The organism is Methanoregula sp. (genome assembly GCF_049690535.1).
Taxonomy (GTDB): domain Archaea; phylum Halobacteriota; class Methanomicrobia; order Methanomicrobiales; family Methanospirillaceae; genus Methanoregula.
Genome location: NZ_JBAVMX010000081.1, coordinates 1 through 11892, shown reverse-complemented (window position 1 = coordinate 11892; position 11892 = coordinate 1). Strand labels below are relative to the sequence as shown.

Genomic DNA, 11892 nt, shown 5'->3' with positions numbered 1-11892 from the left:
TCCTCTTCCTCGACACCGAAACCACCGGCCTCCCAAAATACTCCGCAACAAACGACCCCGTCGAAAAATGGCCCCGGGTCGTCCAGCTGGCATGGTCGCTGTACGACAGCGACGGGAACCGTGAAAGCCGGAACAGTTTCATCATTTACCCGACGGACTTTTCCATCCCCATGGACTCTGCCCGGATTCACGGGATCACGACCGAGCGGGCGAAAACTGAAGGCGTGTCGCTCTTTAAGGTGCTCCCGCAGTTCAATGCCGATGTAGAGAAAGCGGAAACGGTCGTTGCCCATAATCTCGATTTTGACCTGCCGATCGTCACGACTGAATTTTTGCGGTGCGGGCTCGAAACAGATCTCGCGGAAAAACAAAAATTTTGCACCATGAAAACCCCGCAGGTTGTCTCCCTGTGTAAACTTCCTTCAAAATCCGGCAGGGGATACAAGTGGCCGACCTTAAACGAGCTGCACCTGCAGTTGTTCCAGGAAGAATTCACCGGCAGCCATAATGCCGGCGCTGATGTGGAAGCGTGTGCGAGGTGCTATTTTGAATTACGAAAGCGGGGGATTATCGGACAGGGATAATGTAATGGGAAGGGCTGGCCGGTCGGAAACCGTTTCGTTCCTGTACACAAACGCTATTATAATTCGCCACCAAGATCCACGTATACTAGGTGAACCGGCATGGTCAGGGCAATCGAATGCATCTATGAGGATAATGTTCTAGAAACCGGTGGGAAAGATCCAACTCAAAGAAGGTGAGCGGATCCGGGTGACCATCGAAAAGAAGCTCAGTTTTGAGCCTATCCGGTTAAAGAAGAAACTTACATCGGATCGCATCAGTGCTCTCCGGGATGAGTCATGGACCTCTTCCCAGATACTTCTTTTATTATCCCGCTCCTTATCGAGACCGATACGACACAGAAAGCCCGTGATTTTTTCTCATCGTTCCCGGGCGCCTGTGCTGTAAGCATGTCGGTGTATGAAGAAACCTTCTTTGTCGGGCTCAGGCTGATCGCAGAAGATGAATTCGGGATCACCGGGACCGGATCTCAAGAAACATATCCGGGATAACGGCTACGGGTTTGCCGACGAATTTATCCGCAACGTAAACGAAATTTTTTCGGGGCTTGTAATCGTACCGGATACGTCGAACCTCATACTTATCGAAAAGACTGCCCGGGACTATGCCTTCCTCCCCAACGATGCACTGATTGCCGCGACCTGTATCGAGCATGCCATCCCGAAGATCGCAACATTTGACAGAGATTTTTCGAAAGTGAAAAATCCGTGCCGTATCAAAATTTGAAAAATCCTCATCAGTTCCTCCCGGCATCTGCCTCCGGACATACTTCCGCAAACTTACAACTCATACACTCCCGCTGGGAAGGCCGGGCCGGAAAATCCCCATACACATACGAGGCATTCATCGCCGCGAACTCCCGTTGGATCTTTTCCTCCACCTCGCGTAACTGTTCCAGATAAAACGAGTACGGCTTTGTCGCGCCGGTCTTCAGGAACACGAGTTCGGTTTTGATCTCATCGGCACTTTTCTGGTAAAACTCGTGTGCCCAGAGCACGTAGGCCGCCATCTGGAGCTCCGTCTCGTACTCGTCATCGTCCCTGCCGGTCTTCCAGTCGGTAAGGATAAGCGTGCCATCCGGCATTTTCCCGGCAAAATCCACCTTGACCGTTACCCCGACGTCCCCGATGCTGAAATGATCGAACTGCTCGTGCCGCAGGCATTCCCGGGTCGTGTAGTCCGGCCACTTGCCAAAGAAGGTGTGCAGGCACGTCTTCCCGTTTTCCTCGATGGCAGTATAAAATGCACCCGTGATCTTCTCGCCGTTGTGGTATTCGGTGAAGGTCTCGCCGCCAATATCTTTGTAGCGCGATACCTTTTTCGAGAACGCAGCCAGTGCCCCGGCAAGATCCATCGGCTTGTTCTCGCAGTGGAGCTGGATCTGCTGGTCGATGATATCGTGGATGAGCTGGCCCTGGACAACAAACTTGGACGTGAAGTTCTTGAGCCACCGTATTTTTTCCGGATCCACGACCGCCCCGGTTTTCACGTACGGCGCGATGTACTCGTAATAGTACTGCCGCTGGCACCGGTTCCAGACCCGGTGCCGGGTAAAGGACCAGGAATTGATTTTGGAAAAGAAGGGATCCAGATCAGCCATAGGGTTCTGTTGGGGATGGAAGGAAAATAATTGTGCGTGTTTCAATAAAACTATTAATAGACCTCTTCGTGCGATCCGATATCGATCAGGATTACTTTTGTCCGGCTCTCATCAGCAAAATCGAAAACAAGCCGGTGTTCGCAAGGTTAATCCTGAATGACCAGAGACCTTTCAGGACACCGCTCAGGGAATGGGTCTTTAAGGAGGGATGAAAAGGATCTTCTTCGAACTGCACAATTCTTTTGGCGAATTGCACCTTTAAGTCCGGATGCTGGCGGGACCACTTCTTGTAGATTTTTTTAAACCGCTCATCCCAGACGAGTTCAACCATTCAGATCCGCCAGAAGATCTTTAGCCGTTCCGCTCCGGCTCGTGTGTTTTTTGCATGCCGTTTTTGCCTGTTTTGCCCGGAGTACAATTGCCGAACGCTTTTTCTCGATAAGCCTGCTGCGGATAATTTCCTGGACGTACTGCTGGTCTTCAATATCGAGCTTATCGACGTACTCAAGAACTGTATTGAGCGATACCGCTTCGCTTCCCATAGAATGCTCCTGTACCATAATTGGTGTTGCCCTACAAAGTTATTGTGCTCTAAAAAGAGCATTTAACCGTATGACGTGAGATCAAATATTCAGGAATAGACCCATGGATCACCCTTCCCCCACCCCGAAAATACGCCCGATACGGCCCCGGATTCCCCACGTTTTCTCCCGGAAAACCTCTTAAAACGCCCGGATTCGGGACCCATCCGAAAGTCAGTTATACGGAGCCATTTTGCAGAAATATCGCGTATCTGCCCCCGAATTTCGATCGCCATATCGGCCGTTCTTTCATTTCCGGCATAGTTGGGCCCGATCGAAGGGAGATCTGCCGCAGGAACGCGATAGCGGCCGTTTCCTGAGAGGGTCGGAATCCGGCGGTTTTTAGGGAGTATTTTTGCAGGAAAACGGTGATTTGGGGCGGGATTTTGCCGTCGGAGAGTGGATTTTTTGGAGGGGTGTAAAAATACCGCAGTCTTGCCCGGAAAATTACCGGCCCTCTTTTTCTAAAATTGTCCCGGTCTGTTTCTCGCCCAAGCATCACGCCGGCCTCAAGCCCACCACGATCGCCGGGTTCGGGCTTTCGGGCTGCGGGAGTTATCGACCGGTCCCTCGCGTGTTTCAGATTAAATTTGACAGCGGCGGCTCACGATCTGCGAGACAACCGGGAACCAATGAAACCCGAAAAAACGGGAAAAATAAAGTACCCCCAGATGCATACGGGATCCTGGAGGATTCCTGCCATGACCCGGACAGGAACAATAGCCCTGCTGGCAAAGGTGATAGACAATGTCGAATACCCTTGAAGTCTTGATCGAAAAGCTCTCCGATGATAATGAGGGGACGCGGTGGAATGCGGCGGAAGCGCTGGGAAGACTGGGAGATCCCCGGGCCGTGGAGCCGTTGATTGACACCCTGTGGGATGACGATGCACGGGTACGGTTGAAAGCTGCCTTTGCACTGGGCATGCTCGGGGATCCCCGGGCTCTTGGTCCCTTGCAGAAACTCTACCGGATCGAGCGCGAGGATGCACGCGAGACCATCCAGGAAGCGATGGAGATGATAAAACAGGTAATGGCCGACGATCTGAAATGAACGTGTGCGCAAGCGTGAGCCCGCGGGCGGCGGGATAATCCCCGGACTTCCGGCCCCGCACTCCTTTTTGTCCTGTCAAAAAAAAGTAACCGCGTCTCCCCGTTGTGACCTTATGGTTGCCGCGTTTTCCGCCAGGCCCCGGGAGGAACGAGGATCTCGAAGCGTGCGCCTTTTCCCTCTTCGCCGGTCTCACGGATGGAAATGCCGGTGATGGACAGGATCTCGCGGGAGAGGTACAGGCCGATCTCATTTCTCCTGCAATATTCCCGTTCAAAGATCTTCTCTTTTAAGGACGCAGGGATACCCGGCCCATTGTCTTTGAAAACGAGGACGAGCCCCTGCAGGTTTTCCGTATACGTAAAGGAATATTCCGTTGCGGTCGGTGCATGCTCGCGGATATTATCGGCAAGAGCTAAAAAGACATGTTCAAGCATCGGGTCGGCATAAACCTCCACATGTTCGACATCGAGCCGCCGGGACAGGTGTGAAATATCCAGGTGCGAGATCCCCAGAAGGAACGACTGGCCGACATTCTGCCAGACCGGTGACTTTAAGCCAAGGCTCTGGAACAGTTCTGCATATTTCAGGGAATCGGCAATGACCTGTACGAGCTCGATCTCCCGATCAATGAACCGCTGCTGGCGTTCACCCGCCGGCATGGACTTTTCCAGCTCGAGATATCCCGTCAGGGAAAAGATCGTAGTCTGGATATCGGAAAAGGTGATGGCATTGAGCACGTTGAGTTTTTTTCTGGCCTGGCCAAGGGCTTCTTCTGCCCGTTTGCGTTCGGTGATATCCCGCGAAACGCCGACAAACCCGGCAACGCTGCCGTCCGTATCCCGGATAACCGACCCGGAAAAACTGACCGGGATTGCCCTTCCCTCCTCTGAACGGAATGTTGTTTCATAATCGGAGAGCGATCCCTGCGCAAGGATCATCGCGACAATCGTTGCCTTGTCAGATTCGTGATAGAAGAGATCGCTGACCGGCCGGCCGACACACTGTTCTTTTACCGTGCCCACCATGGTGGACAGAGCCTGGTTTGTCGCAACGATATTCCCCTCCGGGTCCAGGATGACTACCCCGTCGGTCATAGTCGAAAGGATATTGTCTGCCACCGTCGCAGGGTTCAGGATAAAGAGCCTGTACTTCCAGATGGCGTACCCGACACAACCGGTAAAGCACAGGAATGAAGCCGAGGTTAAATCCGGGATCGGAAACTGGAGTCCCGGCAGCATCTGCTGGGTCAGGATACCGAAGGCAGCGGTAATGCCGATCCCTGCAATGATATATTTTGCCTGCTGTTTTTTCCGGTGATCGGTTGTGGTAAAATAAAATTGTACACAGAGCAGCATTGCCAGGATCGCGATGATAACCCCCCAGGAGATCTCCACGAGGGGTAAAAGGGACTGCCGGGAATACCCAAAGACATATCCGCCAAATGCCTGTATAGGGGCGGTTGTGATCAGGCTGCTCGTAAGTTCAATCCAGCAGAATATAAGGGCCGGGGCATAGAGGATCGGATAGATCCATCTCTCATTTTTCCAGGAGTCCGGCCGGGTAAAAACCACGATGAAGTTGAGCGCGAGCGGGGGTACAAAGGTCCATAACGCAGTCGCTTTCATCCAGAAACCGGCCGTTGCAAAGCTCTCTGCCCCAAGCATCATAGATTCTGCAAATGCCCACCATGAGGCAAACCCACACAGGAATAAAAAAATGATGTGCTGGGGGCTTTTCCGGTTCTGGTCGAAAACAAAGACCCCCAGTGATAAGATCAGGACACCGCTTACAATGGAAAGAAGGGCAAATATGTTCACGGACATCTCCGATGTTAAATCAGACTATATTCTACGGCATGATATGATAAATATTTCACGCACCGGTCCGGGTTTTTGTTTTTTGCGGCAGGTATCCGCAGTATGGTACCCTTAAAAAAACCGGATCAGCCGGGAAAGCATCTGTAGCCACCGGGGAAGATGCGGTCCCGGTACAGCCTGCAGCAACAACAGCAAGGACCGCAAACAGAACTGCACCGGCAAGAAGGATCGGCATTCTGGCATTCATTGGTTGGAGGATATCACTGGCAGGACAAAAAATGTATCCCCCCAAATATTTTTGCCGGAAACGCTAAAAAAACCTCAAAATAACAACGTTCATATCTCCACACTCCGAGTATGCATTATCCCCTCTCCATCGACCGGGTGGTGCTCTTATGACGAAACTGACCTCCTGTTTCCTTGCAATTGCCGTTCTTTTCTCTGTGATCCTCGCTGCCGGGTGTACGGGCAGCACGACGACCAGCACACCAGGAGCGGCCCCCGTGGTTACACCGGCTCCTGCAATATCCGTTACTTCCCTTCCTGTCCAGTACGCCGATGCGAACGGGGTCAGGATCGGGTACCGCGAGTTCGGGTCCGGTGAACCACTCCTGATGATCTGCGGGTTCAACGGCACCATGGATACTATGTGGAACGGGACGTTCCTTGAGATCCTCGCTTCGCAGTACCATGTGTACATCTACGACAACCGGGGCATGGGGTACAGCAGCGATACAAATGCAACGCCGGCGATCTCCCAGTACTCGGACGATGCGGCTGCCCTGATGCCCGCGCTTGACTATTCGAGCATGAACGTGTACGGGGCATCGATGGGGTCCTCGATTGGCCAGCAGCTGGTGATCGATCATCCCGAACGGGTCCGGAAACTGGTACTCGAATCCGTCACCTACAGCATACGGACGCCCGACACCAGAGTGCTCTATGCGCTGATCAACGCAACGGCCCTCAATCCCACCGCATCTGAAGGAGTGAAAGAAGAGGCTGAGGCAAACCTTGCGTGGAATGGCACCTGGGACCAGCTCTCGGGAATCAACAAGAGCGTGATGCTTGCGGTTGGTACCGATGATATCCTCACGCCCCCGAACGTGACGCACCAGATCGCGGGCCAGATCAACGGTTCATGGCTTGTGGAGTTCAAGGACCTCCCGCATATCGGCTCGAGGTACGCACCCGTTGAGTATGGAGAGACAACGCTCACATTCCTTGGGAACAACGAGACGCCGCCGTACTAAACCCATTTTTTTTCGTTAAAATAATTGTCGGATTTTTTTAAATACCAGGATCAGGATGCTGATGGTTGTGCAATCTGCTAAAATGCTAACATCCGGTACAGATATCCGGGAAGATCTCCACGATCTTGCGATGGTGGCAGAGCGGCGGGACGATGGCACCATCAGCCTTGCCGGATTAAAAAAAGCGTGTGATGTGAGCGGGACAGATGAGTCCTTACACGCTCTTTTTTAAAAACAGCGTGGACAAAGATTGCCGGAAAATTCCAAAAGAGTTAGTCCCCGGTATTTTTGGGCGCGTGTAACCCCACATCCCCCCTCTCTGCAAGTGAAAATATTTTTTCACTCAACGACTGGGTTATGTCCCCTCCCGGAGCAACTCCATGGGAACTAATGCCCCTGAAAACTATTTTGGATTGCGTGCAGTGTCCACATCTGGTCAAATGTGACGCTCACATTTCAAATGGCACGCACAAACACCTGGAAGGATCAGATCCTTGTGAACTTATAATTAATAACGACCTTCCCCCGGACATGTCACTGATCGTTTGAGTCCGGCTCGCGGGAGTATTACGCCCGGTTCACCGGATTCCTGCGTTCACCAACCTGCTGGCGCCACATTGCGTAATACAGGCCCTTCTGGTCGAGAAGACTTGCATGAGATCCGGTCTCAACAATCCTGCCCTGCTCCAGCACATAGATCACATCCGCATGCATGATCGTAGACAACCGGTGTGCGATCAAAAGGGAGATCTGGTCCCTGCTCGTGGAAATATTCCTGATGGTATTGGTGATATCCTCCTCGGTCAACGAATCCAGTGCAGACGTCGCCTCATCAAAGATCAACAGGCGGGGATGACGCAACAGAGCCCGTGCTATGGAAATACGCTGCTTCTCGCCTCCCGACAGGTTCATTCCCCCCTCACCGATAATCGTATCGAGACCCTGGGAAGAACCGGCGAGCAGGTTATCACACGCGGCCTTATGTAATGCGTCCATGATCTGCTCATCAGTCGCATCCGGCTGGACAAACAGAAGATTCTCCCGGATTGTTCCTCCGAACAACTGGGCATCCTGCGCAACAAAACCAATCTGCCGCCGTAACGGGTTATACCGGATCTGTGAAGATGCATGCCCGTTGAACCAGATCTCTCCGCTCACCGGACTGTATAATCCGAGCAGGAGCTTGACAAGCGTTGACTTGCCGGCACCCGAAGGCCCCACAAACGCGATCGTCTCGCCGCTTTTTACCTCAAACGAGATCCCGTCAACGGCGTTATAATGTGCGGTCTTGTGACGAAACACGACATTGTCAAAACGGATATCCGCAAGCTCGTCGATCTCGACGGGATGTTCCACGTTCAGTTCGATGGGCTTCTGCATGAGTTCATCGAAATACTTCACCGATGCCTCGACCTCGTTATAACTGATAATGATATTCCCGAGATCCTGCAACGGTCCGAAAATGATCGTGGAGATGAACTGCATCGAGATCAATTCTCCGGTAGTGAGGACTTTGTGGAAAATCAACCAGAGAAGGATGAACAATATCGACTGCTTGAGGACGGCAAGCGTCGCCCCTTGTAAAAACGTCAAGAGGCGGATCCTTTTTACCTTAATCATCTCCAGGTTGAAGATCTTCAGGTTCTGGTCCCAGATCCTCCGTATCTCGGGATAGGTCAGGCCAAGACTTTTGACCAGTTCGATATTCCGGAGGGATTCGGTGATCGCTCCCGATATCTTGTAGGTCTGGAGGTTGATCGACCGTTGCGTCACCTTGATCTCTTTACTCAGTAACCCGGTGAGCGTTCCCAGCACGACAATACCGGTCACAAAAACCGGAAATAGCATCCAGTTCATCGTGATCGAATACACGATAAGAAAACAGATCCCAACAACAGACGAGAAAACAACGTTGATGAACAGGTTAATGAATGTCTGGGTATCAGCCCTCACATCCTGCAATACGGCTAACATTTCACCGCTCCGTTGTTCCTCGTACTCATTATAGGACAAACGGAGCGTCTGCTGTAGCCCGTCATTGAAGATCTGCATCCCGAACTTTTGTACAGCAAGCCGGGTGAAATAATCCTGGAACGTTGCTGTGACCTGGGCAAGCACCGCGACAGAGACTGCCACGCTCAGCCAGAACAGCACTCCTTTTACCAGTACCTCTTCCGGGCTGTTCCCCGGGTTTAAGGCATAATCATCAATAATTTTCCCGAAAATCAGCGGATCGACAAGGTTTAAGAGTTCACTGATACCCGCCAGTATGAGTGCGACAACGATGAGCCATCTCTGCGGTTTGAGGTACTTCCAGAGGACACTCATTTTTGTTGGATATTGATGGTAATCATTGCTCTGCCTTGCATAATACTTCCGCAAATTCTGTTACCTTGTTCACTGAATTTCACTACAGAAGGCGGATCCCTGAGAACGGGATATAGGAAGAAGACTGAATAAAGGTATTGTTTGCCGTAAAAGTAAAGGCCAGTCCGGCAATTGTCAAGCCCGGGCAGATCCAGGGGCGATGGAACCCGGATTATTTACCGGGTGCTATACAAATCCCGGGACGTGATCGTGGAGTATATCCGGCACCGGAATGTGGGGTTCTGGTAACGTGGTGAGGGATTGGAATTTTGTTTGGGCGTTGATTGATGATCCCACAACAAGGTAACAGGGCACCGAAAAGTAAGTTTTATGTATGGGATGACAAAACAGTTTGACTGGCAGCTTTACCACAGACTATTACATTCAAACTGACTACGCTCTCAATGATCCGGGCTGCTGAAACGTTAGTGGAGGAAGGAATATGAGTAAAATGGTAATGGTCGCATTGTTGTTTTTTGTCGGTGTCTTCCTGCTCATTGGTGGGATCACGAGCATGGGAACACTCTACGTGACAGGAATCTGCCTGGGAATTGCCGGTCTCCTCGTCATCATATTGGCACTTAAGAAAGCGATGTGGAAGAAACCGGAAATGTCAGCGCCGGCGAAATAATCGTAATCTTCTTTTTAAAAACCCACTTAATCAGGATGAGTTCTTCTGTACAGAGCCGCCAGAAGATCTTTTGCCGTCCCGCTCCGGTTCTGATGTTTGCACACCGTGTCAATTATCCGCGCTATGCTTCCACGATTTATTCAAGAGGGGATGGTGCCACTGAAGATGAGATCGGCCTCGATACGCACAAACAACGTCTCTTAAAAGAGAGGACAAACGCCAGTTCACACTTGCGTGAGCGACATGGTCTTTACTGCACGGGCACGCCAAGCCCGGCTCAACCTTAATACCGGGTGAACGATTTATTTCCTGAACACGACTTTTGCAAGAATTTTACCGGCGAGCGTCCGTTCAAGGGTGATCGCATGGCTGTCGCACATCTCGTGGCAGCAGTAGCATTTGATACACTTCTTGTACCCGATACGGGGCAGCGTATCGACCACCGCGATGGTTTTTACCGGACAGCTCCGGACGCACTTCATGCACCGTGTGCAGCGATCGGTATGGATTACCGGCCGGGGCGGGTACTCGTTTACCAGTTTAAAGACGAGCCGCATGAGCCGGTGGGATTTGCCGCCGCTTTTGCCCTGCCCGAGGTACGTGGAGGGGCACTGGTAGTCCTTTACGATGAACTCCTCGAAGTTGTCTCCGACAAGGGAGATGTCGCTTAAGTCTCCCTTTAAGTATTCCCGCTCGATTGCAGCGGTGATGGTCGGTACACGCAGGGGGTCAAGGGACATGAGCCGGCAGGTGGCAACGTCAATTGCACTGTAATTGCCGGATGCGAGCACGGCCCCGATCTTCCGGGGTGTGCCGGCGTGCGGGCCGTCTCCTTCCATACCCATAACCGCATCCATGACCTGCAGATTTGGCTTTACGATATCGTTGATGTCGATGATCATCCTCCCGAATGCGACGGGATCAGGGAGCCGTGCGTGGTACGTGGGCTTGTCCAGTCCCGGGATGACGCCGAAAATGTTCTTTGCCGCACCCGAAAGGTACGTCAGCGAGTGGGTCTTTGCCTTTGAGACAACAACGATGGCATCGCAGTCCAGCGCCGGGCTGATGATCGGGAACCTTTTTATCGTGGTGCTCCCCGGGGCCGATACCTCACGGTACCCCACATCGTAGTTCAGAAGGACGCCGAGATCCTGTGCTATTTTATCGTACCCGGATACCTCGTACGCCTTTTTGAGATTGTTTTCTGAGTAGAGCGAGCCGGAGCCGGGACTGTCACCCAGTAATACTTCGCAGCCGTGGTCTTTGAGCAGTTTTGCGACGGCATACACAACCTCGGGGTTTGTAGTTATGCACGTCTCCGGCGCCGACCCCTGGAGGAGGTTGAACTTCAAAAATACCTTCTCGCCCGGGGTGACAAATGCGCCCACGCCGCCGACCAAATCTATTGCCTTCCTGACTGCAGCGCACGTTTTCTCCCGGTTGTAGTCCTCACACCGGACCACCGATACTGTTTTTACACTTTCGCCATCGCTCATTGCAGCACCGCTCTCCACTGACAGATTGTGATTAACAAGGTGTCAGTTTGGAAACCGGGAGATAAATACTATGTTTTTCCGGCATCCAAAAAAGAGATCACCGGGGATCATCCGGAGTATCCCGCCCTTTCTCCCCGGTCATCAGGAACACGGTAAACGTCCGCACCGTCCCGTCCGCCCCGGGCTTCTGCATGATCGCGGCAGTCCGGTTCCGCACCGAAACAAAACCGGCGGACTCAAATGCTTTCTTCATCATGTGCCGGTCGAAGCCGAAATGGAACACGCCCTCGTTTGAGTCGTGGAATTTTCCCTCATCCAGATCGAGGTCGGCAATCGCAATTTTTCCTGCGGGTTTGAGGACGCCGTAGATCCGGTCGAGGAGCATGCCGGTGTCCCTGATGTGGTGGAAGGTCATGCTGCTCGCCGCAAGGTCGAACGCTCCCTCAAGTTTGTCCCCCTGCTCCAGGTCAACGCGCCGGGCCCGGACGTTTTTTATCTCCTGCGTTTGTACC

Annotated in this window: 15 protein-coding genes; 7 read left to right on the top strand and 8 right to left on the bottom strand. The window is 52.3% G+C overall.

Going from position 1 to position 11892, the window contains the following annotated elements; all coding sequences use genetic code 11:
* The 3 genes from WCE46_RS05820 to WCE46_RS05810 all read left to right on the top strand — a co-directional run.
* Window positions 1–584, top strand: a 584-nt coding sequence (locus WCE46_RS05820) for an exonuclease domain-containing protein (protein WP_424732761.1), incomplete at its 5' end; no start/stop codon positions are given.
* Window positions 585–860: 276 nt separating this feature from the next.
* Window positions 861–1073, top strand: coding sequence for a hypothetical protein (locus WCE46_RS05815; protein ID WP_424732760.1), 213 nt, complete (start codon window positions 861–863; stop codon window positions 1071–1073).
* Window positions 1024–1308, top strand: coding sequence for a PIN domain-containing protein (locus tag WCE46_RS05810; RefSeq protein ID WP_424732759.1), 285 nt, complete (start codon window positions 1024–1026; stop codon window positions 1306–1308). The genes WCE46_RS05815 and WCE46_RS05810 overlap by 50 nt, the downstream gene beginning before the upstream one ends.
* A gap of 10 nt (window positions 1309–1318) precedes the next feature.
* Here the strand turns inward: WCE46_RS05810 and WCE46_RS05805 are convergent, their stop codons facing one another.
* From WCE46_RS05805 to WCE46_RS05795, 3 genes are all read right to left on the bottom strand, one after another.
* Window positions 1319–2182 carry a RecB family exonuclease gene (locus WCE46_RS05805; protein ID WP_424732758.1) on the bottom strand — a complete coding sequence of 288 codons (864 nt, stop codon included), beginning with the start codon at window positions 2180–2182 and terminating at the stop codon, window positions 1319–1321.
* A 91-nt stretch (window positions 2183–2273) separates the two neighbouring features.
* Window positions 2274–2513: a type II toxin-antitoxin system YafQ family toxin gene (locus WCE46_RS05800; RefSeq protein WP_424732757.1), complete on the bottom strand. Its 240-nt coding sequence runs from the start codon at window positions 2511–2513 to the stop codon at window positions 2274–2276.
* Window positions 2506–2724: a hypothetical protein gene (locus tag WCE46_RS05795; RefSeq protein ID WP_424732756.1), complete on the bottom strand. Its 219-nt coding sequence runs from the start codon at window positions 2722–2724 to the stop codon at window positions 2506–2508. The genes WCE46_RS05800 and WCE46_RS05795 overlap by 8 nt, the downstream gene beginning before the upstream one ends.
* A gap of 786 nt (window positions 2725–3510) precedes the next feature.
* Here WCE46_RS05795 and WCE46_RS05790 point away from each other — a divergent pair.
* A complete protein-coding gene (locus WCE46_RS05790) occupies window positions 3511–3816 on the top strand; it encodes a HEAT repeat domain-containing protein (RefSeq protein ID WP_424732755.1) in 306 nt (101 codons plus the stop codon).
* Window positions 3817–3926: 110 nt separating this feature from the next.
* Here the strand turns inward: WCE46_RS05790 and WCE46_RS05785 are convergent, their stop codons facing one another.
* Both WCE46_RS05785 and WCE46_RS05780 read right to left on the bottom strand, forming a co-directional pair.
* Complete coding sequence (locus WCE46_RS05785; RefSeq protein WP_424732754.1) at window positions 3927–5639, bottom strand: PAS domain S-box protein; 1713 nt, start codon at window positions 5637–5639, stop codon at window positions 3927–3929.
* 49 nt (window positions 5640–5688) lie between these two features.
* Window positions 5689–5880 carry a hypothetical protein gene (locus WCE46_RS05780; RefSeq protein WP_424732753.1) on the bottom strand — a complete coding sequence of 64 codons (192 nt, stop codon included), beginning with the start codon at window positions 5878–5880 and terminating at the stop codon, window positions 5689–5691.
* Window positions 5881–6028: 148 nt separating this feature from the next.
* Between WCE46_RS05780 and WCE46_RS05775 the strand changes: the two genes are divergently transcribed.
* Window positions 6029–6886 (top strand): alpha/beta fold hydrolase, encoded by an 858-nt coding sequence (locus tag WCE46_RS05775; RefSeq protein ID WP_424732752.1) that lies wholly within the window; start codon window positions 6029–6031, stop codon window positions 6884–6886.
* A 67-nt stretch (window positions 6887–6953) separates the two neighbouring features.
* Window positions 6954–7118, top strand: coding sequence for a hypothetical protein (locus WCE46_RS05770; RefSeq protein WP_424732751.1), 165 nt, complete (start codon window positions 6954–6956; stop codon window positions 7116–7118).
* A 335-nt stretch (window positions 7119–7453) separates the two neighbouring features.
* Here the strand turns inward: WCE46_RS05770 and WCE46_RS05765 are convergent, their stop codons facing one another.
* Window positions 7454–9214, bottom strand: coding sequence for an ABC transporter ATP-binding protein (locus tag WCE46_RS05765; protein WP_424732750.1), 1761 nt, complete (start codon window positions 9212–9214; stop codon window positions 7454–7456).
* Window positions 9215–9695: 481 nt separating this feature from the next.
* On the opposite strand from WCE46_RS05765, the gene WCE46_RS05760 reads away from it, so the two are divergent.
* A complete protein-coding gene (locus WCE46_RS05760) occupies window positions 9696–9884 on the top strand; it encodes a hypothetical protein (RefSeq protein WP_424732749.1) in 189 nt (62 codons plus the stop codon).
* A 302-nt stretch (window positions 9885–10186) separates the two neighbouring features.
* Here the strand turns inward: WCE46_RS05760 and WCE46_RS05755 are convergent, their stop codons facing one another.
* Window positions 10187–11380, bottom strand: coding sequence for a DUF362 domain-containing protein (locus WCE46_RS05755; protein WP_424732748.1), 1194 nt, complete (start codon window positions 11378–11380; stop codon window positions 10187–10189).
* A gap of 97 nt (window positions 11381–11477) precedes the next feature.
* Window positions 11478–11892, bottom strand: a 415-nt coding sequence (locus WCE46_RS05750) for a class I SAM-dependent methyltransferase (protein ID WP_424732747.1), incomplete at its 5' end; no start/stop codon positions are given.

Coding starts and splice junctions, on each gene's coding strand:
- WCE46_RS05815 (WP_424732760.1), top strand. CDS start 861: ATGGACCTCTTCCCAGATACTTCTTTTATTATCCCGCTCCTTATCGAG.
- WCE46_RS05810 (WP_424732759.1), top strand. CDS start 1,024: ATGAATTCGGGATCACCGGGACCGGATCTCAAGAAACATATCCGGGAT.
- WCE46_RS05805 (WP_424732758.1), bottom strand. CDS start 2,182: ATGGCTGATCTGGATCCCTTCTTTTCCAAAATCAATTCCTGGTCCTTT.
- WCE46_RS05800 (WP_424732757.1), bottom strand. CDS start 2,513: ATGGTTGAACTCGTCTGGGATGAGCGGTTTAAAAAAATCTACAAGAAG.
- WCE46_RS05795 (WP_424732756.1), bottom strand. CDS start 2,724: ATGGGAAGCGAAGCGGTATCGCTCAATACAGTTCTTGAGTACGTCGAT.
- WCE46_RS05790 (WP_424732755.1), top strand. CDS start 3,511: ATGTCGAATACCCTTGAAGTCTTGATCGAAAAGCTCTCCGATGATAAT.
- WCE46_RS05785 (WP_424732754.1), bottom strand. CDS start 5,639: ATGTCCGTGAACATATTTGCCCTTCTTTCCATTGTAAGCGGTGTCCTG.
- WCE46_RS05780 (WP_424732753.1), bottom strand. CDS start 5,880: ATGAATGCCAGAATGCCGATCCTTCTTGCCGGTGCAGTTCTGTTTGCG.
- WCE46_RS05775 (WP_424732752.1), top strand. CDS start 6,029: ATGACGAAACTGACCTCCTGTTTCCTTGCAATTGCCGTTCTTTTCTCT.
- WCE46_RS05765 (WP_424732750.1), bottom strand. CDS start 9,214: ATGAGTGTCCTCTGGAAGTACCTCAAACCGCAGAGATGGCTCATCGTT.
- WCE46_RS05760 (WP_424732749.1), top strand. CDS start 9,696: ATGAGTAAAATGGTAATGGTCGCATTGTTGTTTTTTGTCGGTGTCTTC.
- WCE46_RS05755 (WP_424732748.1), bottom strand. CDS start 11,380: ATGAGCGATGGCGAAAGTGTAAAAACAGTATCGGTGGTCCGGTGTGAG.